Genomic DNA, 24079 nt, shown 5'->3' with positions numbered 1-24079 from the left:
CCACCGACACCGGCTCCCTCCGGGCGGTCATCACCGACAGTCGTCCGGACCGCACCGGACAGTGCGCGAACTGCGGCGACCAGCCGGACCGACAAGAATTTGGGTGGATCCCACGCATGAGATACCCGTCGTCGCTTGGCACCCTCAACTCGATGAACACCACAGACGTCGACGGCCCACCCAGCCTCGCTCCGGCCGAGTCGCCCCGACTCCGCCGGGGCTGGTGGGCGCGGGGCCTGGCGCTGCACGAGCGGGTGACCGCCGGCGGCGGCACCGACCCGGTGGACAGCGAGCGGTTCGGGCACGCACGGTCGCGGCTGGATCTGTGGCGGGCCGACCGTGGGCCGGAGCTGGACGTCCGGCTGGGCGAGCTGGGCGTCGACGAGGACCGGTTGCTCACCTTCCTCGCCGAGGACGACGAGCACCTCGCCGCGCGAGTCGACCCACCGCCCTGGGCGGTCCTGATCGAGTCCGCGGTGCACGCCGCCGCACCGCCTCCGTCGGTGCCGGTCCCAGCGGACTGGAGGGCGGCGTTCGCCCTACCGTTGCGCCCGTTGGTCGACGAGGCGAGGGCTCGCTTCCGCCGGGGCTCCGGCCCGGTGACCGACGCCCAGGTCGACCTGGGCGCGCTGGACGCCGCGTTGGGGGCCACCCTGGAACGGCGTCTGGCCGCGCTGGCCGCCCGTACCTTCGTCGAGGAGCTGCACCGCCGCAGGATCGCCGGCCTCCTCCAGGGTGCCGACAGTCGCGCCCGATTCATCGGCTTCGTCCGCCAGCTTGCCACCCCGGCAGGGCTGGCTGCGCTGTTCACCGATCTTCCGGTCCTGGCCAGGCTGCTCGGGCAGGCCACCGCGCACGCCACCGACGCGATGCTGGAGCTGCTCGCCCGGTACACCGCTGACCGGGACTGCCTGGTCGACAACCTCCTGGGCGGCGTGGACCCCGGCCCACTGGTGGCCGTCGACGACAGGCGGGGTGACCCGCACCGGGCCGGCCGGACCACCACCGTGGCCCGGTTCGCCGACGGCCGGCGGTTGGTCTACAAGCCCCGGGATCTCACCTACGACGACCGGCTGGCGGCCTTTGTCGGCTGGATGAACCGGATGGTGCCCAGCGTCGGCATGCGGGCGGCCGCCTGCCTGGTCCGTCCGGAGTACGGCTGGACCGAGTTCGTGACCGCGGCACCGCTGGCCGACCCGGACGGCGCGGACCGCTTCTATCGACGACAGGGTGCGCTGCTGGCGCTCGCCCACGCGCTCAACACCACCGATCTGCACTACGAGAACGTGATCGCCAGCGGCGAGGACCCCGTGGCCATCGACGCCGAGACGTTGTTCAGCCCCAGTTGGCGACCGGCATCCGAGAGCGGCGATCCAGCCGCCGACCTGCTCGCCGCCTCGGTGCACCGAACCGCGTTGCTGCCGCTGATCGTCGTCGGTGAGCAGGGCATCATGGACCTGTCCGGCGCCGGCGGCGACGAGGGCCGGCAGAGCCCGGTCAGTCGGATCGACTGGGCGGACCCGGGCACAGACCAGATGCGCCTGGTACGTCGCGCGTCCACCTTCGACGGTGCCTCGAACCGGCCCCGGCTCGGCGACCGGGTGATCGATCCGGAGGACCACGAGGCGGCGATGCTGGCGGGTTTCCGGCTCGGCTACGAAGCAATCGAGGCCCATCGCGGGGACTTCGCCCAGCTGATCAAGGCGTCGTCGGCCATGACGGTGCGACTCGTCGTGCGGCCCACCTGGGCCTACCGGACGCTGCTCGACGAGGCCACCCATCCGAGCCTGCTGCGCGACGGTCTGGACCGGGACCGGTTCCTCGGGCGGCTCTGCGGCCGGACCACACTGCCCGGCGACCCAATGTTCGCCCGCCACGAGATCGCGGCCCTGTGGCGCGGCGACGTGCCGTACTTCCACGCCCGGGCCGACAGCCCCCAGCTGGCAGCCGACGGGGAGCCGACCGCGGTGCCGCTGTACCGCAGCGGCGTCGACGCGGCACTGGACCGGATCGCCGGGCTCGGCGAGGCCGACCGGCAGGACCAGGAATGGATCATCATGGCCAGCCTGGCCACCCGCCGGCCGGTCGGCGCCCATGGCGACACGGCGCCAATGGAAGGTGCGTCGCACGGAACCGCCGCCCCACCCGAACGGCTGGTCTCGGCAGCCTGCGCGATCGCCGACCAGATCGTGGCCCGGGGCGCACCAGGCCGGGACCGCGTGAACTGGCTCGGCCTGGAGCTGGTCGACAACCGGCAGTGGCTGCTGCTCCCGATGGGCGCCGGCCTGGCCAACGGGTACCTCGGCGTGGCGCTCTTCCTCGGCCAGCTCGCTCACATCAGCGGCGTGGCCCGCTACGGCGACGTGGCCCGCCGGGCGGTCGCCGCGACCCCGGGGCTACTGCGCCTACTCGCGGATCGCCCGGAGCTGGTCACGGCGATCGGCTGTGGCGGGCTGCACGGCCTCGGCGGACTGGCCTACGGGCTGGCTCGGCTGGCCGTGCTGCTCGACGACCCGGAGATCGGTCGGTGGGTCGACACGGCTGTCGAACTCGCCGAGGTCGCCGTCGCAGGCCCCGCCACCGACGACTGGGCCACCGGCAGGGCCGGCTGCCTGGCCGCGATGACATCGATCCACGCCGAGCTGGGTCTCGATCGGGCGGCGGCGCTGGCCCGGACCTGCGCCGACCAGCTGGCCGGTGCGACCGCGTTCGATCACCCCGCCAGTCCGGCTGGCTTCGCCGATGGCACGGCCGGCATCGCGTACGCCCTGCAACGGTTCGTCGACGTCGGCGGCGGCTCACCGCAGCATGCGGACGCGGCAGACAAAGCCCTGCGGCACGCCCGGCAGACCCCGACCAGCTCGTCCGGGTGGTGTACCGGCACCGCCGGCCTGGCACTCGCCCTCGCCGGTCGACACGACGCGGGCACCTCGCCCACCACAGACCCGGACGCGCTGGCTCACCTCGTCCGGCGCTTGGCCGATCGGCCGCTGTCCCGCGACCTGAGTATCTGCCACGGCGAGTCCGGTATCGGTGAGGCGCTGACCGTGCTGGCCGCGGGGCCGGCTGACCCTGCGGCCGCCGCCGCGCTACGGCAGCGGACCACCCTGCTCCTCAACTCCCTGCAATGGCAGACGCGCTACTGCGGCACACCCGACGGAGTGCTCACACCGGGACTGCTGACCGGCCTCGCCGGCATCGGCTACGGACTGCTGCGCTCCGCCCTGGCCGCACGGATTCCGTCCGCGTTGCTCCTGGAACCCACCCCACAGCCAACCGGACCCGACTGGCTGTCGCTCACCAACCCGTTCACCACGAGGAGAGAAGAACAATGATGTCTCAACAGCTCACCGCCGACGTCACCCACGTCGATACCGCCCACGTCGAGACCGCCCACTTTGAGGACCCGAACCCCGCCGGGCAGCCAAAGGTCAGCCCGATGGTGGCCTTCGGCCTGCGTACGGCGGCCCTGGCCGGTCTGGCCATCCCGGTGGGCCTCCTGGTGGGACACCTGGTCGCTGGCGACGCCGGAACCGTCGACGCCGCCGCCCCGCTCACCACCTGCTGCCCCACCTTCGCTCTGTGACCCTGGGCGGAAACCACCCGGTCAGCGCGGCGATCAGTCCGGTCGGACGATAATCCCGCCAGGCTCGGTGCGCCTGCTGTCTGACCCTGGTCATCGATGAAGTGCCTCGCTATCGTTGCCGCCGTGCAACGATCACGCGTCCTGGTCGGCCGAGATGCGGAATTCGGTGTGCTGATCGGCATGATCGAGGCTGCCCGCGTCGGGCGCGGGGGCGCGGTCTTCATCGTCGGAGAGGCTGGCGTCGGCAAGTCGCGGCTTGCCGCGGCGGCCGCCGAGTCCGCCTACACCGCCGAAATGAGTCTGCTACGGGGGCGGGCCAGCGCACTCGGCACCGGAGTGCCGCTGCGCCCGCTCACCGAGGCGGTGCTCTCCCTGCTCCGATCGTCCACTGTGGACATCGCGGCGCTCGGCCCGTACGGGCCGATCCTCGGCCGGTTGGTGCCCGACTGGGGCACCCCTCTCGCCGACCAGGAGACCGGATCGGTGGTGATCCTGGCCGAGGCGGTGCTCCGGCTGACCGGTCTCGCCGGCCAGGACCGCGGGTGCCTGATGGTCCTGGACGATCTCCAGGACGCCGACGCCGAGACGCTCATGGTGGTCGAATACCTGATCGACAACCTCGACCAGCAGCCCACTCTGCTGATCGGCGTCCTCCGGGCGGACGACTCCCCCGCGCTGGAGGTCGCTCGGGCAGCAGCCCGCCGCGGCCGGTGCACCGTGATCGAGTTGGGCGGTCTCGGGCCCGAGGACCTGCGCGCCATGGCTGGGGCATGCCTCGGCGTGGCGGCGGATGAGCTGCCCACGGCCGCGGCCGAGCTGCTCTGGGGCGGCAGCGGCGGCAACCCGTTCCTCATCGAGGAGATCCTCGCGGCGATGGTGGAGAACGGATTGCTCCGGCACGGTCCACAGGGGTGGCTCGTCACTCCAGAGGCGCCCACCACGCTGCCCACCGCCTTCGCCAGAAGCATGGCGCACCGGATCGAGAAGCTGAGCCCGCAGGCCCGGGAGCTGCTGTCCTGCGGCGCCCTGATCGGGCAACGCTTCTCGGTGGCCGTGGTGCAGTCGGCGACAGGGCTCAGCGACCGCGACCTGTTCAACCATCTGCACGGCGACATCGTCGCCCAGCTGGTGGCACCGGACGACCAGTTGACAGACTGGTACACCTTCCGGCACCGCGTCACCCGCGAGTCGCTGCTCGCCCTGGTCGAGCCGGCCACCCGGCGGGAGTTGGCCCACACCGTCGCCGAGGCCGTCGCGAAGGTCTACCCGGAGTTGCCCGGTGAGTGGTGCCAGATCTCCGCCACCCTGCGCGTCGAGACCGGCGACGCCCTGTTGGCCGGTCGGCTCTTTGCCGAAGCTGGCCGGAGGGCCCTCGCGCAGGGTGCCGCCACCTCGGCCGTCGCCCTCCTCGACAGGGCTTGGGAGCTCCAGGCCGACGGGCCGGCCGAGGCCCGCGCCGACACCCTGGAGACGCTCCTGCAGGCCCTCGGCGAGGCTGGCCTGGTACGGCGGGCACTGGAGCTGGTCAACAGTCCGGACCAGGTGGCCGGTCTCCCCGCTCGACGGCAGGCCAGGCTGCACACCCGGCTGGCCTGGACCGCGGTGTTGGCCGGGGAGCTGACCGACGCGCTCGCCCAGGTGGAGATTGCCCGTGAGCTGCTCGGCCCGGACCCCGCGGCGGAGGACGAAGCCCCGATCGACGTCGTCGCCGCACACCTGGCCCTGGACACGCCAGGGCGGGACCAGATGGAGGTCGCCGAGACCCTGGCCCGCCGGGCCGCCACGGTCGGCGCCGCCGTGCCGCTGCCGGTGGTGGCCTGTCAGGCCTGGCAGTTGCTCGGTGCGCTCGTCCGGCATCGCGACCCGGCCGAGGCTACCCGCTGCCTGGAGCAGGCACGGTCCATCGCCGCCGAGTACGGCCTGCCGATCTGGGAGGTCCACGCGCTGATCCGGCTCGGCAACGACGACGCGTTGCTACACGGCACACTGGACCGGCTGGAACAAGCCCGGGAACGAGCGCTGCGAGCCGGGGCGGTGACTGCCCGCCAGCAGGCCGAGGCGAGCATCGCGCTGCACCTGATCATGCGCGGCGAGTACCCGGCCGCACAGAACCTGATCGACCAGGTCCTCACCGCGACGACCCGCCTGAAGCTGATGGAGACCACCCAGTACGTGCTGCTGCTCAGCGCGGTGCTCGCCGCCCACCAGGGCCGGCGGGTGGAGATGCAGGACGCGCTCGCCGAGTTTCGGCGCTGGGGCGGTGACGAAAGCCTGCACACACAGCGGGTCCACGGGCTGGCCGGCACGTTCTGCGCGCTGCTGGAGGAAAACCGCCCGCGGGCGCTGGACGAGCTGTCCCTGGCGGTACGGGCGGAGGAGACGAACCCGACCGTGTTCCACCTCGGTGGACGGCTCGGCCTCCAGTTGCTGTTGCGGGCGATGGCCGGCGAGGTCAGCTTTTCGGCGTACGAGGCGATCGTCGGCACACCGGCGAGCCAGCTCCGGTGGGACCGACAGTTCGCTCTCTTCGCCCGGGCGGTCCTGCTTGGCCGCGCGGGTCAGCACGACGCCGCGACCGCCACCCTGGCCGAGGCCATGGAGGTCGGCGCGCTGTACGCGATGGGGCGACACCTCGCCCTGCGGCTGGTCGCCGAGTCGGCGCTCGCCGATGGCTGGGGCACCCCCGTGGAGTGGCTGCGTGCCGCCGAGAACTACTTCCACCAGGCGAAGGTCACGCCGGTCGCCGGGGCGTGTCGCACGCTGCTGCGCCAAGCTGGCGCGCGGGTCACCCAACGTCGGCGCGGTGCCGCAGAGATCCCACCCGAGCTGCGGGCGGCGGGCGTGACGGTACGGGAGTGGGAGGTGCTGCAGCTGCTCACCGGCCGACTGAGCAATCGCGAAATAGCCGAGCGACTACACCTGTCACCGCGCACGGTGGAGCGGCACGTCTCCAGCCTCATCACCAAGACCGGCGAGCCAAACCGGATCGCATTGAGCGATATCGCGACCGACTTCGACAGTGGCTGACCGGTCCATGAGCTTCCTGGCGCTGGCCACGTCGGCAGCCGTTGACGCCGACCTGCCGTCACATCGAGGTTGAATCGCCGCAACGGTCCTTCGGCGTCCGTAGGCGTTCATGATTGCCTGCACCGATCGTCACCCAGTTAGTCGCCCGCCAACGGACAGCGGACCGGTGGCGCCGCCGACGGCGTGGTCTACCCGGCCGGGGACCGGCTCGTGTGGCTGTTGCCACTGCTGGAGCGCACCCCGAGCGACGTCAGTGCGGAGCTGTCTGACGTGCCGCGGACCCTCCCAGCAGCTTCGCGACCGAGCACGTCGCCTCTGGCACGCCTCGACGGGGCCGGCGCTCCAGTCGAGCAGTCCGTGGGAGTCGTAGACGGTGTCAGTAGGTGTACGCCCACCGTACGGGGCTTAATTCTGGACCTGGCGGGCGCGCAGGAGCCCGTCGTAGAGGGTGACGGAGGAGGCGTAGGTGTTGGTGCCGTAGGGCATTAACGTTTTGGTGGTGACGGTGGTCGACGCGGTGTTGCGGACCTGGTAGGTGTATTCGGTGCTGGGTCCGTTGGGATAGCTGCTTCTCGGCCTACCGGGCAGCCACGCCTTGGTGAGTCGTCCTGTTCGTCACTCCTCTGCTGTTCGGTCTGGGCTGGGGCTCCTCACGACAACGCGTGTCGCGTCAACGTCGCAAGTAGTCGTTCGAGCGTTTTGCGGTCGCTGTCGGTCAGGTTCCGAAGGATGGCCGCCTCGTTTGCCAGGTGCTCCTCGATGAGTTGGTCGGTCAGCGTCAGTCCGGCCGGGGTCAGGCCCACCACTCTGCCGCGGGCGTCGACCTCGGAGACCGAGCGCGAGACGAGGCCTCGGGCGATGAGCCGGTCTACCCGCTTGGTAACCGCACCGGTGGTGACGAGCATCCGTTCACTCAACTGACCCGCCGTGAGCATGTATGGCTCGCCCTCCCGGCGCAGCGCCGCAAGCATGTCGAACTCGCCGTTACCCAGGCCCGCGGCCGCGAACGGCGGCCGCAGGGACGCGTCGAGCGCCTCGGCCAGGTGCTGGATCCGGCCGATGATCAACAATGGGGTGGGATCGAGGTCGGGTCGTTCGCGATGCCACTGACTGACGATGTCGGCAACCCGGTCTTTGTTCACGCTTGCATCATAGCTTCCATGGAAGATAGATTCATCTTCCATGGAAGGAAATCGTTCTCACGCGCCCGTCCCCATGGTCGTGGCCTACGTCGACCCGTCCTGTCCGTTCGCCTGGATCACCTCGCGGTGGCTCATGGAAGTCGCGCGCATGCGACCCATCACTCTGCGGTTCGAGGTGATGAGCCTCGCGGTCGTCAACGAGCGTCGCGACCTGGAGCCCTGGTACCGCGCGTTCAACGATCGGGCCTGGGGCCCGGCGCGGGTGTGCACGGCAGCCGTCGCGCACCATGGGCCAGCCGCCCTCGCGCGCCTGTACCCGGCGCTCGGTCGTCGGATCCACGACGAGGGCAACAAGGACTTCGACGCCGTCATCCCGGCGGCACTGGATGAGGCGGGCCTCCCCGCCGGCTTGGCCGACGTCGCTCGTCGAAGCGACGTCGACGAGCGGATGCGGGCGAGCACCGCCCGCGCGCAGCAGCTCGTGGGTGAGGACCTCGGCACCCCGACGATCGTGGTGGACGACGTGGCCTTCTTCGGCCCCGTGCTCTCCTCGATCCCACGCGGGGACGACGCCCTCCGCGTCTTCGACGGCGCCCGCCTGCTCGCCGGCTGTCCGGCCTTCTCGGAACTAAAGCGCGTTCGGACCGATGAGCTCAGCTTTACCTAGCCCCTCTGGACATATTCAGTTAACAAACCTAGTAATTAACCTCCCGTCGATACACATCGATCGAGCACCCCTCGGGAGGACCGGATCGCGCGCAGATTCCGAACACCATTCCTGGCGGCCCTCGCGACCCTGGTCTCCGCCGCCGCGGCGACCCCGACCTTCGCCTATCCAGCCCTGGCCGCCGGCCCGACGGCCGCGTTCACCAAGACCTCCGACTGGGGCTCCGGCTGGGAGGGCCGCTACACCATCACCAACGGCGGGTCGAGCACCATCACCGGCTGGCAGGTTGCCTTCACCCTGCCGACGGGCACCACTCTCGGGTCGTACTGGGACGCCACGATCAGCAGCGCCGGGCAGAGGCACACCTTCACCAACCGCTCGTGGAACGGCACCCTGGCCCCGGCGCGTCGGCGTCGTTCGGTTTCTTGGCCACCGGTTCCGGCTCGCCCGCAGACTGCACGCTCAACGGCGCGACGCGCGCCGGTGGCGCACCCCCCACCACGACACCCCCCACCACGACACCGCCGACTACCCCGCCGCCCACCACGACACCGGCGCCCACCAGTCCGCCGTCCACCGGGCTGCCGAAGCACGCCCTGATCGGCTACCTGCACACCAGTTTTGCCAATGGGGCCGGGTACCTGCGGATGGCCGACGTGCCCGACGACTGGGACATCGTCAACCTCGCCTTCGGCGAACCCACCTCCGTCACCTCCGGCGACATCCGCTTCCAACTCTGCCCGGTTGCCGAGTGCCCCACCGTGGAGACCGAGGCCCAGTTCACCGCTGCTACGTGTTGGCTGGAGTGATCTGCTGCGGCGTGTGCGGCCGGATCATGGACTCCCACTGGGTCCACGGCCGACCCGGCTACCGATGCCGACACGGACACACGAGCACCCGCACCAGGACCTTCGCCCAACCGAAGATCCTCTACATCCGGGAAGACCACCTGCTCGACCGCATCCGACACGACCGCGGGCTACACCGTCGCCATCCCGCACTGCGCAGCCCCGACCCAGAAAAGCTTGCCGCCTACTTACGCACCACAACATGATCATTGTGTGTGACCACCACGCGTGGACCATCGAAGCCGAAACCGCGATCTACCCGCTCACCGCGGCGGGGAGCTTCCTCGCCACGACAGCAAAAATCCCCGCCCAACGGGACGGGGATCACGCAAAACACGAACAACCATCACAGTTCGTGTGGAAATAACGTGTCCGAGGGGGGACTTGAACCCCCACACCCTATACGGGTACTAGCACCTCAAGCTAGCGCGTCTGCCATTCCGCCACCCGGACCTACACGTTCAGCCTACCTTGCCGACCAGATGATCTTTCATCCGGTGGTCAGCACAGCGGGCCGCACGGGGAGTTACTGTACACGCCACTCGTGGATCATGCACATCGCCTTCCGGCGCCTCTCCCCTGGAGCTTCCGCCGCTGCTCAAGCCGCCTCAAAACGGCCGCACCGACACACCGTCGGGGCGTGTCCGGGTAGCGTCCGGCGGCCCTGTGACGGCAGCATTGCCACGTGTCCCATCCCTCCCCCCTGGCAGCCGCCCAGCACCGAGCCTTCGCCCTGCGCGCCGCGGGCGACCTCAGCGCCGCCCGGCAACTGCTCGCGGAGGTCGTCGAAGCCGCTCCCCCGCCGTACGGTGACGACCATCCCGAGGTGCTGCACACCGCGCACCTGCTGGCACGGCTGCACCGGGAGGGGGACGACCCGCTCGCCGCCCGCCGGGTGTTGGAGGAGGCGTTCGCGGCGGGTGAGCGGCGCTGGCAGCACTCCGACCCGCTGATGCTCGCCCTCGCCTTCGAACTCGCCGAGGTGGCCGAGGAGCTCGGCAACCGGCACGAGGCCCGCCGCAACTACACCCGCGTCGCCACCGCTGGGCCCGCCGCGCTCGGGGAGAACCACCCGGCGGTACGCGCAGCCCGCGACTACCTCGGCCCACCCCCGCCGTCTCCGGGCGAGCAGCACCCCGCGCTGACGCCCGATGCTGCCCCGGCCGTCCCGGTGACCGAGCCGGGCGCCCGGTCGGCGCTGTCCGGCCCGACCCTGTCGCTGGCGACCCTCGCCGCGATGCGGCCCTCCGCCGATGGCCCGCCGCCCGCCGTCTCACAGTGGGCGCCGCAACCGCCGGCCGCACCCCAACAAACCCCTCCGGCGGTACGCGCACCCGCCACACCCCCGTCGCCCGGCCACGCCACCCCGGCACCGGTGCCAGCCCCTCGGGCGATGCCCGTTCAGCCGGCATCTCCGTCGACGCCGGCCGAGCAGCGGTCAGCAGACCGAGCGCCGTCCGGGCCGACCGTCGCACCACGCCAACGATTGGGCGGTCACGCGACCCCGCCGGTGGTCGACGTGCCACCCGCGACGTCGACCCCAACCGCCCCGGCGTCGACCGCTCCGCCGGCGACACCGGCGGTGCCGGCACCTCGCTGGGACAACCCCACCATCCAGGTACGGCAGATCGAGCCGCTGCTCGCTGAGGAAGCCGCCCGAGCCGCCGCCCGGCCAACCACGTCGAGCGAATCGCACACCGTGTCCGGCACCGAGGCGACATCATCGGGCAGCCCCTCCCCTACCGTCGGCCAACCAGGGTCGGCGTACCCGGTGAGCGGGCCACCGGCCCAGCCCATCAGCGCACCGCCGGTGACCCCGTCCCCGATCTCCGCGCCCCCCAGCCAGCCGTACCCGGTCTCGGGACCGCCGGCCCACCCATACCCTGTCTCCGCACCACCCGGCTACAGCCCACCCGTGTCCGGACCCCCGGGGCACACCTACCCGGTCTCCGCACCACCCGGCTACGGCCAACCAGTGTCCGGACCCCCCGGACACACCTACCCGGTGTCCGCACCACCCGGCTACGCCCAACCCGTGTCCGCGCCGCCCGGCTACGGCCCACCCGTATCCGCACCACCCGGGCACACCTACCCCGTGTCCGCGCCGCCCGGCTTTGGGCCGCCCGTCTCCGCGCCTCCGGTGAGCGCACCACCCGTACCGCCCTGGGGGTTGACCGCACCGCCCTGGAGCAGCAGCGCCCCACCGCAGCCCCTGCCGACTCCAGGTGCCGACTCCCCCACCCAGACCGTTACGGCTGCGCAGACAGTCACCGCCGGGCAGGCCCCGGTGGCTGGGCAGGCCATGATGGACGCGGGCGGTACCGGCGCGGATGTCGACTCTGGCCTGGGCATCCTCGACGCCCCGGTGGTGCCGACTCAGCGGGCTCCTGGCGCGCTGTCCGACCAGACCGTGGTGTTGCCGTCCGTTCCGGCGCAGCGTGTCCCGGCCGGGGTCGACACCAGTCCGGGCTGGCCCGCCGCCGCCCAGGCGAATCCCACCGCCGCGCATACGCACCTCACGGCCGCCCAACCGCATCCCACCGCCGCGCCAACTCACCGAGAAGGCACCCAGGCGAACCCGGGCATCGCTGAGGCAGGCCCCATCGCTGCGCAGCCGAGCCCCGCTGCGCAGCAGGCCTGGCTCCCGTCCGTCGGCGCTGACCCGGCGCTGGCACCGCCAGCCGCGCCGCCGCCGGTCCAGCAGTACCACCACCAGCCACCCCAGGGGTCGTACCCGGCACAGGACCAGCACCAGGCGCCGTACCCGGGTCAGCAGTACCACCCGGTGCCGGACGCGTACCGGCCGGCGTACGCCGATGACAGTGGGTCGACGGGCCGCAACCGGGCGGCGCTGGTCGGCGCGGTCGTGGCGGCCGGGGTGGCCGTCGTGGCGGTGGCGGGCCTGGGTGTGGTGATGCTGACCCGCAACGACCCGCCTCCGACCGGGACCGCGCCGACGGCGGCGGCACCGACGGCGGCTGGGCTTCCGCCGGGCGATCTCAAGCTGCGGGACGATTCGACCACTATCACGTTGACCTGGACGGACCCGACCGGCGGCGCGGTGCCGTTCATGGTCGCCGCGGGTCGGGCCGGGCAGGCCCTGGGCGTGATGGCCACCGTGGATCCGGGCCGGACGAGCTACACGGTCAACGGGTTGAACTCCCGAGTGGATCACTGTTTCACCGTGTTGGCGGTCTACTCCACTGACAGCTTTGCGACTTCCGGACAGGTGTGCACCGCGCGGGAGCGTGGAGCCACGTCGAGCGGGGAGCCCTCCGGCCGGGCGTCGCCGCGCTGAGTCGCGCCGAAACCGCGCCGAGTCGAGCGGGAACCGGGCTGAGCTGGACGTCCACAACGCACACTCTCGGTATCCACAGGGGTGACGGTGCGGGTTCCCCCGCCACCACCAGCGCCATATGATGGCACCCGGCTCAGGGGAGGGGTTGCCGGAAGGCGCGCCACCTGCCACGACTCAGGGGAGGCAGCCGGCTGTGGCCAGCATCGACGACGCCGTACAGGCCGAGGCCCCCCGCTCCCGGTCCCGGCTGCGCGGCGGGCTGGTGACCGTCGGCACGGTGGCCGCGCTGTTGGCAGCCATGGGGCTGACCGTCCTCGGGTTGGGCGCGGCGGACAACGCGGTGGCCAACTACGACGCGAGTTCCTGGCTGTGGAGCGCAGCGCGCAGCGAGCTGGCCCGGGTCAACGGCGTCACCGCCCGGGTGGACACTCGCACGGAGATCCCCGGTGCCCGGCAGCATCCGATGCAGATCACCCAGACCGACCGGCTGCTGATCCTGCGGGACCTTCAGAGCGGGCAGGTCAGTTCCCTGGATCTGTCCACCCTCCAGCTCAGCGCGACCACCCGGACCACCCCCGGCCTGGGCGTCAGTGTGGCCCTGCACGAGGACGCGGCGTTCGTCGTCGACGCCGTGCAGGGCATCGTCCGCCAACTCGACCCGCGATCGTTGACCCCGGTCGGCGAGCCGGTGCGCTATCCGCCCGGCATCACGGGCGGCACCTTCGACGGTAAGGGTCGGCTCTGGATCGCGGTGCCCAGCCAGGGCACGGTCTCGGCGATCACCGCGGCCAAGCTGCCGTCCGCGCCGGCGACAGCCAGTGCCGGGCTCAGCCCGCAGCGGGTCGAGTCGTACGACGTCGCCGACGCCAGCCACGAGTTGGTGGTCTCCACCCTCGACGACGGGGTGGCGGTGCTCGACCGGACGGCAGGGAAGCTGGTGCGGGTGCAGCGCGGTGAGGTGCACCCGACGGCGCTGACGCTGTCCGGCCCGGCGGCCCTGCCCTCGCGTACCAGCGGCCCACGGGTGCCGGTCACGGTGACCGCCGACCGGCGGGTGCTGCTGGTGGGTGACGGTGGGCAGGAGAGCGCGTTCACCGTGCCGGGTGAGGGGGACCGGCTCAGCCCGGCGGTGGCCTGGGCGAACCGGGTCTACTGCGCCGACGAGGCCACCGGCACCATCTACTCCTTCGACGCGGCGGGCCAGCTGGTCGAGACCATCCGAGGGCGGGCCAACGGGCCGCTGGAGCTGGAGGTCCGGGAGAACCACCTGTTCATCAACTCGCCCGACTCGGCGACCGCCCGGGTGGTGGACGACAAGCACCAGGTGCGCGAGGTCAACAAGTACGCCAACGACGTGCTCGGCGGTGACCCGCCGCCGGTTCCCCCGCCGCCGCCTCCGCCGAAGAAGCCGCGGGTGGGCAAGCCGAGCGCGCCGCGCAGCGTCACCGCCGCCGCCGGCAACGCCCAGGCGCGGGTGAGTTGGCGCCCGGCCGCCGCCAACGGCGCTGAGATCATCAAGTACGTGGTGCAGGGCGCCGGGCAGCGCCTGGAGGTGGGCGCGAACCAGCGGGCGGTGGAGGTCAAGGGTCTGACCAACGGCGAGACGTACCGGTTCGCTGTGCACGCCGTCAACGCCAAGGGCGACGGCCCGCCGCGCAACAGCAACCCGGTGACGCCGACGGCGGCGGTGCCCGACCCACCCGCGAGCGTCACGGCGCAGGAACGGCCGGACGGCACGGTGCTCGTCAAGTGGCCGGCGGCGAACGGGCAGGGCAACACCATCGCGAGGTACGCGGTGACGGCCAGTTCGGCGGGGACGAACGCGCCGGCCGGTGAGTCGACCAAGACGGAGCTGGTGGTGCCCGCCGGTGAGCTGGAGTTCGGCACCCAGTACGCGTTCACGGTGGTGGCGGTCAACAGCAAGGGCGCCGGGTCGGCGGCGTCGCCGGTCAGCAACACAGTGGTGCCGTTCGCGGCGCCCGGTCGGCCGCTCGACCTGCGCGCCGGCACGGTCGCCAACCAGCCGGGCGCGGTGACGGTGCAGTGGGCGCCGGCCGAGGCCAACGGTCGGCCGGTGACGAAGTACCTGGTGGACGTCGGCGGGCGGGTCAGCGAGGTGACCGACACCCGCACGACCGTCACCGGGCTGGGCAACGGCCAGAACGTCACGGTGAAGGTGAAGGCGGTCAACGAGGCGGGGCCCGGCCCGGAGGCCACCGCCACCGCCCGCACGGTGGCCGAGCCACGGGTCACTGTGACCGGGTCGTCGTCGACGGCCACCGGGGCGACCGTCACGTTCACAGTGGACGCCGGTGGCGGTCAGGCCACCTGCACGCTGACCACGACGGGCGAACCGGCGAAGACCGGGGCGTGCTCCAGCATCACGATGACGGGCCTGACGCCGGGCACCAGCTACACGTTCACGGTGACGGCGAGCAACGCCGCCGGCAAGGGCACCGCCACGAAGGCGCAGGCCACCCAGGCGCTGTACGGGATCGCGACCTGCCGCAACGGCGCATCCGGGCCCGAGTCGACCTACTGCGACAGCGACCGGGAAGGCCGCAACGGCAACGAGGTCTTCAAGGTCACCCGGCAGGACAACGACCAGCAGGCCGGCTGGGCCAAGCCCGGCACCCGGCTCCAGGCGTACTGCAAGAAGTCGGGCGAAGAGGTCTACGCCTACATCTACAACAACGAGAAGCGCAGCACCTGGTGGGTGCAGGTCAACTACAAGGGGAAGAACTACATCCCGTGGGCCTGGCTCAACCTGGAGGGCGGCGATGACATCAAGGTCCTGCCCACCTGCTGAACCACCAGGCGAGGAGCACCACCGACCGTGAACACCCACGAGCCGCTCACCCAGCCGGAGGTGCAGGGCTTCGCCGCCCTGGCCGCCCGGCTGGCCGAGAACGTCAACGCTGTGGTGCTCGGCAAACCGCAGGTGGTGCGGCTGGCGCTGACCGCGCTCTTCGCCCAGGGTCACGTACTGCTGGAGGACGTGCCCGGGGTCGGTAAGACGACCCTGGCACGGGCCATCGCCGCCACGGTCAAGGGTGAGTGGCGGCGCATCCAGTTCACGCCCGACCTGCTCCCCTCGGACGTGTCCGGCGTGACGATCTTCAACCAGGCGACCCGGGACTTCGAGTTCCATCCGGGTCCGGTCTTCGCCAACATCGTCATCGCCGACGAGATCAACCGGGCGTCGCCGAAGACCCAGTCGGCGCTGCTGGAGGTGATGGAGGAACGGACCGTCACTGTGGACGGGGTCCGGCACCCGGTGCCGTCGCCGTTCCTGGTGGTCGCCACCCAGAACCCGGTGGAGATGGACGGCACCTACCGGCTGCCCGAGGCGCAGTTGGACCGTTTCCTGGTGAAGCTCTCCGTCGGCTACCCGGACGAGGCCGTCGAGGTGGAGGTGCTGCGCGGCGCGACGGTGCGGTCCCCCGAGGCGCTCGCCCCGGTCACCGACACCGCCACCGTCGGCGAGATGGTCCGGATGGCCCGCCGGGTGCACATCGCGGAGCCGCTCTACGCGTACGCGGTCCGGTTGGCCGCTGCCACCCGCACCCACCCGCAGGTGCGCGTCGGCGTCAGCCCCCGGGGCGTTATCGCGTTGACCCGCGCGGCGTGCGCGTACGCGCTGATCGACGGGCGGGGCTGGATCATGCCGGAGGATCTGAAGGCGCTCGCCGAGGCGGTCTTCGCCCACCGGCTGCTGCTCACCCCGGACGCCCAGGTGCGCGGGATGACCCCCGCGGAGGTGCTGCGCCAGGCCGTCGCCTCGGTGCCGGTGCCGCTGCCGTCGGGGCAACCCGCTCCGGTGCAGGGCTGACTGGCAGCAGCGCGATGGGAATCACCGCCCGTGGGGTCGGGCTGCTCGTCGCCGCCGTGGTGCTGCTGGGGGCGGGTTTCCGGTTCGCGTACCCCGAGTTGACGTTGCTCGGCGCGGCGGCCGGCGCGGCCGTCGGCTACGCCGCGCTGGTCGCGGCCTGGCGGCCCCGGCTGACGGTGACCCGTCGTGCGGACCCGGACCGGGTGGCGCGTGGCGAGCCGGCGAGCATGGCGTTGACAGTGCGCAACACCGGGCGGCTGCGCTCGGCGAACCTGCTGGCCGAGGACCGGTGCGGCCAGCGGACCGTGCCGGTGCCGGTGCTGCGCCTGCGACCCGGTCGGGACACCGAGGTCCGCTACGACGTGCCGACCGACCGTCGTGGGGTGGTGCCGGTCGGGCCGCTGCGGGTGACCCGCCGGGATCCGCTGGGGTTGGTGGCGCTGGCCCGCCCGTACGGTGCGGCGGTGCCGGTCTGGGTACACCCCCGGATACATCCGCTGACGGCCATGCCCAGGGGCGCGGGCCGCAGCCTCGACGGTCGGGTGGACGGTGTCCCGCACGGGTCGATCACGTTCGACTCGCTGCGGGAGTACGTGGTCGGCGACGAGCTGCGCCGGGTGCACTGGCGCACCAGCGCCCGGGTGGGTGAGCTGATGGTGCGGGAGAACGTGGATACCAGCCTGCCGCGCCTGGTCGTCCTGCTGGACAACCGTGCCGTCGCGCACCCGCAGCGGGTCGGCGGGGTGGCGGAGTCGTTCGAGTCGGCCTGCGAGGCGGCGGCGTCGGTCGTCACCGCCGCGCACCGCGCGGACCTGCCGGTGCTGCTGCTCATGGTCGCCGCCGAGCCCGCCGAGGTCACGACACGTGACGGCGAGGCCGGCGGCGCGCTCGGGCCACTGGACCGGCTCGCCGCCGCCGACCTGTCCGACGACGGTGACGCGGTGCGGGCGGCCACCACCCGACTGCGGCAGGACCGGCTCGGCGACACGCTGATCTTCCTGACCGGGCCCGGTGGCCGCGACGAGCTGGGGCACGTCGGGGCGCTGCGCGGGGCGTACCCGTCGGTGGTGGTCGCGGTGTTCGGCGCGGCCGAGCCGACGCCGCCGGGCACCGCGGGTCTCGTGGTCGTCGACGCGGCCGACGGCGCGCAGTTCGCCGCCGAGTGGGACGGGGTACGCCGGTGGTGACGCTCGCCGTGCGGGTGCTGCGGGCGGCGGTCCTGCCGCTGGCCCTGATCGGGCTGACGGCGCTCGCCGGCGTGGTGCTCGGCCGGGTGTACGCGGGCAACCTGCTGACCTGGCTGGTGATCGGCGCGGCGGCGGGTTCGGTGCTGGTCAGCGTGGCCGCCCGGCGGCTGCCGTCCTGGTTGGTGGCGCCGGTGTCGGTGGCCGCGATGGCCGGCTGGACACTGTGGTCGCTGCGACTGGCCGCCACCCGCGCCGAGTTGCCGGGCGGCCTGCTGGAGGTCAGCGCGGACGCCGCCCGCAACGGCATCCCCCGGCTGCTCACCGCGATGATCCCGGTGGAGCCCACCCCGGACACCGTGCTGGTGCCGGTCGTCGCCGCCTGGCTGGCCGGGCTGACCGGCGCGGAGGTGGCGCTGCGCACCGGCCGGGTGCTGCTGGGTTACCTGCCGGCGGCGGGGCTCTACGCCGCCGCCCTCTACGTGGTCGGCCCGAACGCCGAACCGGCGGTGGGGTCGACAGTGGTGTTCGTCGCGGTCGCGGCCCTCGGCCTGGCCACCCCCACCCGCACCGCGGCGGGCGGCGGCGATCCGAGCGCCGAGCTGACCCCCGGGGTACGCGCGGCGGTGCGACTGCGGCTGGCCACCAGCGCGGCGCTCGGGGTGGCACTGGTGGTCGGGCTGGTGGCGTTGCTCGGCCCGATCGTCGCCGGGCAGGTCGACGGCCGGCCGGTGGACCCGCGCCGGTACGTGGAGCCGCCGCAGGTGCAGACGCTCGACGAGAACCCGCTGATCCGCATCTCCGGCTGGGCGCTGCACCCGGAGCAGAAACTCCTCGACGTGAGCACGGAACGCCCCGACGCACCGCCCGCTGGCCCCCCGCCGGAGGCCGATCCCGCGGCGGACACCGCGCGCAGTGTGCGGATCCGGTTGGCGGTGCTCAGCGACTACGACGGGGTGACCTGGCGCGTCGGCGCGACGTACCGCAACGCCGGGCGGATCCTGCCGGCCGCTGCCGTGGCCCGCGACAGCACAGTGCGGACGGTCCGGCAGCAGATCAGCGTGGCCGAGTTGAGCGGCCGGCTGCTGCCCGCCGTGGCGACACCTCGGGAGGTCAGTGGCGCGCGGGTGGCGTACGACCCGGCGAGCGGGACGCTGATCCGACCGGAGGGGCTGACGCCGGGGCTGCGGTACGCGGTGACCTCCGCCGAGGAACGCCCCGACCAGAATCTGTTGGCCAGCGCGAACGTGCCCGCCGGCGAGGAGGTGGCCCGGGTGCTGCGGGTCGCCGACGGGGTGCCCGACCCGATGCGCCGGCTGGCCACTCAACTCGCCGAGGAGAACGGCGCCCCGTTCGCGCGGGCGTCGGCGATCGAGCAGTTCCTGGCCGAGCACTACCGGGTGGTAGCGGATGCCCCGAGCGGGCACGCGTACCCGAACCTGGGTTTCTTCCTGTTCGGGCCCCGCAACGGCGGCGGGAAGGAGGGCACCTCGGAGCAGTTCGCGGCGGCCTTCGCGGTCCTCGGCCGGCTCTCCGGGCTGCCCACGCGGGTGGTGGTGGGCTTCCGGACCAGCGGGCAGGGTCCGGTGCTGGCCGGTGACGCGTGCGCCTGGCCGGAGGTGCTCTTCGACGGGCTGGGCTGGGTGCCGTTCGACCCGTTGCCCCGCCCCGACAACGAGCCGCGACCGGTGGAGGAGGACTTCCGCCCGACGCCGGAGGACCCGCCGCCGTCGGAGGCGCCGGCACCGACCGCTGAGCCCAGCGCCTCACCGGAACCGGCGGCCGCCGCCGACGCCCCGCCCGGCAACGACGGGGTCTCCACGCCGGTGCTGGTCGCCGGCGGCAGCGGCGGCCTGCTGCTGGTGGTGGGGGCGCTCCTGCTCACTCTGCTGGCGATGCGCCGCTCGCTGACCCGCAGCCGGCTCGTGCGGGGCGACCCCGGCCAGCGCATCGCCGGCGCCTGGCGGGAGGTCACCGACGCGCTCCGGCTGGCCGGCAGAGCGGTCGGCGACGACCTGGCCGCCACCGAGGTCGCCGGCCACGCCCGCCAAACCCTCGCCGACGCCCGTCTCGCGCGGAGCGGAAATGACACGGTCGGTGACCCGGGCGCTGTCGCGCCCAGCGGCGACACGGCGGCGGCAGACCCGCCCGGCCCGGCCGTCGACGAGTTGGCCGCCCTGCTCAACCAGGTGGGCTTTGCCCCCGGCGCCGCAACACCCGACCAGGCGGCTCGCGCCGCCGAGGTGGCCACCGCCTACGTGACCACCCTGCGCTCCGCTCGCCCCTGGTGGCGTCGCCTGCTCTGGTCCGTGCACCCCACTCCCCTGCGCCGCGCCCGCCGCTCCCCGCGCTGATCAGCTCCAGCGCCCACCTTCTGGCTGTCGGACGCGTTCCCACGCGGTAGCGGGTCAGGTGGTCAGCCGGCGGATGAGTTTGCGCATGCCGGCCTGCCAGCCGTCCGGGTCCTCGGCGCGACGGCGCGCGTAGTCGGCGACCTCGGGGTGCGGCAGGATCAGGAAACGTTCCTCGGCCAGCCCGGCGACGGCCGCGTCGGCGACCTGGTCCGGGGTGAGCACCGCACCGGACGCGGCGACCACCCGGGCGCCCAGGTGAGCGTCGGCGAGCCCGTCGGCGAGCATCGGGGTGTCCACCCCCTGTGGGCAGAGTGCGCTGACCCGGATGCCCCGGTCCCGGTAGGTGATGGCCAGCCACTCGGCGAACCCCACCGAGGCGTGCTTCGTCGCGGTGTACGGGGCGTCGCCCACAGCGGTCAGCACACCCGCCGCGGAGCAGGTGTGCAGCAGGTGCCCGCCGCCCCGGGTGAGCATTCCGGGCAGCACCGCGCGGGCCGAGTAGACGTGGGCGAGCACGTTGACCCGCCAGGCGCGGTCCCAACCGGCGTCGTCGACCTCCACTCCCCCGCCGGTGGTCACGCCCGCGTTGGCGCAGAACAGGTCGATCCGGCCGTACCGTTGCTCGGTGTCGGCGACCAGCGCGCGGACCTGCTCCTCGTCGGTGACGTCGAGGGCGCGGGCGTGCGCGACCGGGCCGATGCCCTCGGCCACCGCGCGGGCGGCGTCGGCGTCCAGGTCGGCGACCACCACGGCGGCGGCCCCCTCGGCGGCGAATCGGCGCGACAGCGCCGCGCCGATGCCGCCGGCCCCGCCGGTGACCACCACGATCCGGTCGGTGAGGTTCACGCGGCGACCTCCATCGGGGCGGCGCCCAACTGGGCGATGAGGCTGAGCAGCGCGCTCGCGCCGCCGGCGGTGACCTCGGGGGTGGGCAGCAGCGCCATGATCGGCACGTCCACCCCGTTGTCGGCGTAGCGGCGTACCTCGGCGCGGCACCGCTCCGGTGAACCGTGCAGCACCAGCGCGTCGACCACCTCGTCGGGTACTGCCGCGTTGGCTCCGCGCCGGTCACCGGCGGCCCAGGCCGCCCACATGGGCGCGAGCGTCTCGTCGCGGCCGAGCCAACGGTGGAACTCGGCGTACGCCCCGACGGTGAGGTAGCTGGTGATGAGCCGACGGCCCAGCGCCCGGGCGTACGCGGTGTCCTCGGTGGGGCAGACGAAGATCCGGGCGGCGACCTCGAAGCCGGTGCGGCGCTCGCCCAGCTCGGCGAGGGCGCGCGGCACGTCGTCGGCGCTGAGCCAGTTGAGGATGACCCCGTCGGCTTCCGCGCCGGCCAGCCGGAGCATTCCCGGGCGCAGCGCGGCGAGCAGGATCGGTGGTGGCGTCGCCGGTGGTGCTTCCAGCGTGAACCGGCGGATGGTGAACGTGTCGTAGGCCTCGTCGACGGTTTCGCCGGCCAGCGCGGCGCGCAGGAAGCGCAGCACGTCGCGGGTGCGGCGGAACGGCTCGTCGAACGGCACGGCGTTCCAGTCCCGGACGAGCACGGGTGAGGACGCGCCGATGCCGAGCGAGAACCGGCCCGGCGCGGCCTCGGCCAGCGCTGCCGCGCTCATCGCCAGGAGACCGGGGCCTCGGGTGAAGACCGGTGTGATCGCGGTGCCGAGCCGCAGCCCTGGCTGCCAGGCCGCGGCGAGCGCCAGCGGGGTGAACGCGTCGGTCCCGGCGACCTCGGACGACCAGACGTCGGTGAACCCGGCCCGGTCGAGGGCCGCGTAGGCCGCGTCGTGCTGCGCCAGCGCGATCCCGCTCAGCGGCACCGTCATGCCCCATCGATTCGTCACCGGTCGATCGTGCCCGTTGACGCGGGTCCGAGCAAGATCCCCGGGTTGGGCAGAATCGCCGGTTTCCGACCGTGCCTGGCGGTGGAAAGTGCTACCACTTCGAGGTGGACCGGACCGACGGCGCAGGCCGCTGACCATGGGTTTCAGGGCGGCAGGACACCTGGAGCCGGTCCCCGGGGCGGCCACACCGGGCCGGGCCACCTTCCTGGAACTCTTCTTCGATCTGGTGTTCGTCTTCGCGCTCACCCGGATCTCGGCGCGCGCGTTCGAGGACCTGGCCGAGGAGTCGGGCCGGAAGTACATCTGGGAGGCGGTCACCGGCAGCGGCAAGACACTGCTGTTGCTGCTCGCGCTCTGGGCAGTCTGGCAGGGCACCGCGTGGACGACCAGCCGTTACGACCCCTACCGGGTGCCGTTGCAGACCGTGGTGATCACCGCGTTGGTGTGCAGCATGCTGATGGGGGTCGCGATCCCCCGGGCGTTCAGCGAGACCGCGCTGATGTTCGCGGTGGCGTACGTGATCGCGCAGGTGACCCGGCCGGTGATCCTGTCGATCGCGCTGGGCCCGCACCCGTACCGCCGGCTGAAGGTGCGGATGGCGGTGATCTTCGCGGTGAGCGGGGTGCTCTGGATCGGCGGCGCGATGTTGGGCACCAACGGGCAGGTGGCGCTCTGGTCGGCGGCGCTGGCGGTGGAGTACCTGGCGGCCCGCTGTGGTTGGCCGGTGCCCGGCCTGGGCCGCTCGAGAATCTCGAAGTGGGAGATCGCCGGCGAGCACCTGGCCGAGCGGTACCAGCAGTTCTTCCTCGTCGCGCTGGGCGAGACGATCCTGGTGGCCGGTTTCGCGTACAGCAAGGGCCCGTACGAGACCGGGCACGCGTGGGCGTTCGCGCTGGCGCTGGCCACCTCGATCATGCTGTGGCGGATCTACGTGCAGCGGGCCGGGCGGATCCTGGGCGAGGCGGTGACGAAGGCCCGGCATCCCGCCAACATCGGCCGTTCCGCCGCCGATACCCACCTGGTGATGGTGATCGGTCTCGCTTCCACAGCGGTCGGATACGAGCTGATCATCGAGAGTCCGCTGGAGCGGATCCCCGGGCCGTGGCTGGTCATGGTGCTCGGCGGTCCGGTCCTGTTCCTGGCCGGGCGGTCCCGCCTGGAGTACGAGGTGTTCGCACGGGTCTCGCCGTCCCGGTGGATCGCCCTCCTGGTGCTGCTGGCGTCGGCCGTGCCGCTGCGGCACCTGCCCGGGGTGGCCGCGACAGCGGTCGGAGCGGTGGTGCTGGCCGCTGTCGCGGTGGCTGACGCCCGTCGGGCCTACGGCGCCCCACCGGAGGCCGCCGCGCCACCGTTCTGAGCCTCGCGTGCCCGCGTCACTGCGGCGCGGAAGGCTAATCTCGGCCGGTGACCTTCTCCCTCGTCGCCCGCTCCGCCGACGGCCGCCTGCACGGCGTCGCCGTCGCCAGCAAGTTCCTCGCCGCCGGGGCGTTGGTCCCGGCCGCCGCCGCCGAGGTCGGTGCGCTGGCCACCCAGGCCCACGTCAACCTCGCCTACCGCCCGCAGGGCCTCACCCTGCTACGCACCGGGGTGGCCCCCGCCGACGTGGTGGCCGGGCTGATCGCCGCCGACCCCGAGCGGGAGCACCGCCAACTCGGCGTCGTGGGGGCCACCGGTGCGGGTGCCACCTGGACCGGGCCGGCCTGCCATCCGTGGGCCGGCGGGCGGACCGGCGACGGTTGGGCCGCACAGGGCAACATCCTCACCGGGCCGGAGGTCGTCGACGCTCTCGGCGCGGCCTGGCAGGCGGGAGCGGCGCTGCCGTTCGCCGAGCGGCTCGTCGCCGCGCTGCGGGCCGGCGACGAGGCCGGCGGCGACCGGCGGGGCCGGCAGAGCGCCGGTCTGCTGGTGGTCGAGCGCAACGGTGGGTACGGCGGCACCAGCGACGTGGTGGTCGACCTGCGCGTGGACGACCACCCGGACCCGGTCGCCGAGCTGGGCCGGCTGCTCACTGTGCACACCATGCTGTTCGGCCGACCCGACCCGGCGACCCTGCTCGACCTGAGCGGCGCGGTCGCCGCCGAGGTGGCGGCGTTGCTCGGCGCGCTGGGCCACAGGGTGCACGAGGACGGCACGGAAGCGGCGTTGATCTCCTGGGCCGGGTTGGAGAACCTGGAGGAGCGGCTGGTGCCGGGCCGCATCGACCCGGTGGTGCTCAACCACCTGCGCGGTGTCGCCCCGCACGTCCCCGCACCCCGCGCCGCGAGCTGACCCCGCTCGGCCGCACAGGTGGCTACGCC

The 24079-nt window shown here is 72.8% G+C and carries 14 protein-coding genes, 1 tRNA gene and 3 pseudogenes; 14 read left to right on the top strand and 4 right to left on the bottom strand.

Going from position 1 to position 24079, the window contains the following annotated elements; genetic code table 11:
* The first annotated feature begins 152 nt into the window (after positions 1-152).
* The 3 genes from AB0B68_RS25500 to AB0B68_RS25490 all read left to right on the top strand — a co-directional run bounded on the left by AB0B68_RS25500 (position 153) and on the right by AB0B68_RS25490 (position 6613).
* On the top strand, positions 153-3335 hold the full coding sequence (locus tag AB0B68_RS25500; protein WP_357263167.1) for a type 2 lanthipeptide synthetase LanM family protein: 3183 nt from the start codon (positions 153-155) through the stop codon (positions 3333-3335).
* Complete coding sequence (locus AB0B68_RS25495; RefSeq protein WP_357263164.1) at positions 3332-3586, top strand: hypothetical protein; 255 nt, start codon at positions 3332-3334, stop codon at positions 3584-3586. The genes AB0B68_RS25500 and AB0B68_RS25495 overlap by 4 nt, the downstream gene beginning before the upstream one ends.
* A gap of 123 nt (positions 3587-3709) precedes the next feature.
* Entirely contained in the window at positions 3710-6613 is a 2904-nt protein-coding gene (locus tag AB0B68_RS25490; RefSeq protein WP_357263161.1) for an AAA family ATPase, read from the top strand.
* 650 nt (positions 6614-7263) lie between these two features.
* Here the strand turns inward: AB0B68_RS25490 and AB0B68_RS25485 are convergent.
* Positions 7264-7755 (bottom strand): MarR family transcriptional regulator, encoded by a 492-nt coding sequence (locus AB0B68_RS25485; RefSeq protein ID WP_357196512.1) that lies wholly within the window; start codon positions 7753-7755, stop codon positions 7264-7266.
* A 148-nt stretch (positions 7756-7903) separates the two neighbouring features.
* On the opposite strand from AB0B68_RS25485, the gene AB0B68_RS25480 reads away from it, so the two are divergent.
* From AB0B68_RS25480 to AB0B68_RS25470, 3 genes and pseudogenes are all read left to right on the top strand, one after another.
* Entirely contained in the window at positions 7904-8422 is a 519-nt protein-coding gene (locus AB0B68_RS25480; protein WP_357196515.1) for a disulfide bond formation protein DsbA, read from the top strand.
* A gap of 111 nt (positions 8423-8533) precedes the next feature.
* Positions 8534-9213: pseudogene (locus AB0B68_RS25475) on the top strand (cellulose binding domain-containing protein); the annotation flags it as partial.
* Positions 9214-9257: 44 nt separating this feature from the next.
* Positions 9258-9476: a hypothetical protein gene (locus AB0B68_RS25470; protein ID WP_357196538.1), complete on the top strand. Its 219-nt coding sequence runs from the start codon at positions 9258-9260 to the stop codon at positions 9474-9476.
* A 163-nt stretch (positions 9477-9639) separates the two neighbouring features.
* On the opposite strand, the gene AB0B68_RS25465 is transcribed toward AB0B68_RS25470, so the two are convergent.
* Positions 9640-9723 (bottom strand) — tRNA-Leu (locus tag AB0B68_RS25465).
* Between the two features lie 250 nt (positions 9724-9973).
* On the opposite strand from AB0B68_RS25465, the pseudogene AB0B68_RS25460 reads away from it, so the two are divergent.
* From AB0B68_RS25460 to AB0B68_RS25435, 6 genes and pseudogenes are all read left to right on the top strand, one after another.
* Positions 9974-10372: pseudogene (locus tag AB0B68_RS25460) on the top strand (tetratricopeptide repeat protein); the annotation flags it as partial.
* A gap of 1731 nt (positions 10373-12103) precedes the next feature.
* Positions 12104-12568: pseudogene (locus tag AB0B68_RS25455) on the top strand (fibronectin type III domain-containing protein); the annotation flags it as partial.
* Between the two features lie 193 nt (positions 12569-12761).
* On the top strand, positions 12762-15377 hold the full coding sequence (locus tag AB0B68_RS25450) for a fibronectin type III domain-containing protein (protein ID WP_357263158.1): 2616 nt from the start codon (positions 12762-12764) through the stop codon (positions 15375-15377).
* Between the two features lie 27 nt (positions 15378-15404).
* Positions 15405-16400, top strand: coding sequence for a MoxR family ATPase (locus AB0B68_RS25445; protein WP_124777372.1), 996 nt, complete (start codon positions 15405-15407; stop codon positions 16398-16400).
* A gap of 14 nt (positions 16401-16414) precedes the next feature.
* On the top strand, positions 16415-17587 hold the full coding sequence (locus tag AB0B68_RS25440; RefSeq protein WP_357263155.1) for a DUF58 domain-containing protein: 1173 nt from the start codon (positions 16415-16417) through the stop codon (positions 17585-17587).
* A complete protein-coding gene (locus AB0B68_RS25435) occupies positions 17581-19938 on the top strand; it encodes a transglutaminaseTgpA domain-containing protein (RefSeq protein WP_357263152.1) in 2358 nt (785 codons plus the stop codon). Before AB0B68_RS25440 ends, AB0B68_RS25435 begins: the two co-directional genes overlap by 7 nt.
* 54 nt (positions 19939-19992) lie before the next feature.
* On the opposite strand, the gene AB0B68_RS25430 is transcribed toward AB0B68_RS25435, so the two are convergent.
* Both AB0B68_RS25430 and AB0B68_RS25425 read right to left on the bottom strand, forming a co-directional pair.
* Entirely contained in the window at positions 19993-20784 is a 792-nt protein-coding gene (locus AB0B68_RS25430) for an SDR family oxidoreductase (RefSeq protein WP_357196531.1), read from the bottom strand.
* Positions 20781-21764 carry an LLM class F420-dependent oxidoreductase gene (locus AB0B68_RS25425; protein ID WP_357196541.1) on the bottom strand — a complete coding sequence of 328 codons (984 nt, stop codon included), beginning with the start codon at positions 21762-21764 and terminating at the stop codon, positions 20781-20783. The genes AB0B68_RS25430 and AB0B68_RS25425 overlap by 4 nt, the downstream gene beginning before the upstream one ends.
* 154 nt (positions 21765-21918) lie before the next feature.
* Here AB0B68_RS25425 and AB0B68_RS25420 point away from each other — a divergent pair, with 154 nt between their 5' ends.
* Entirely contained in the window at positions 21919-23139 is a 1221-nt protein-coding gene (locus AB0B68_RS25420; protein WP_357205635.1) for a low temperature requirement protein A, read from the top strand.
* 47 nt (positions 23140-23186) lie between these two features.
* On the top strand, positions 23187-24050 hold the full coding sequence (locus tag AB0B68_RS25415) for a DUF1028 domain-containing protein (RefSeq protein ID WP_357263149.1): 864 nt from the start codon (positions 23187-23189) through the stop codon (positions 24048-24050).
* The last annotated feature ends 29 nt before the right edge of the window (positions 24051-24079 follow it).

Origin of the sequence: Micromonospora sp. NPDC049049 (genome assembly GCF_040649115.1) — a bacterium.
GTDB lineage: Bacteria > Actinomycetota > Actinomycetes > Mycobacteriales > Micromonosporaceae > Micromonospora.
This window is presented reverse-complemented; position numbering and strand designations above follow the sequence as displayed.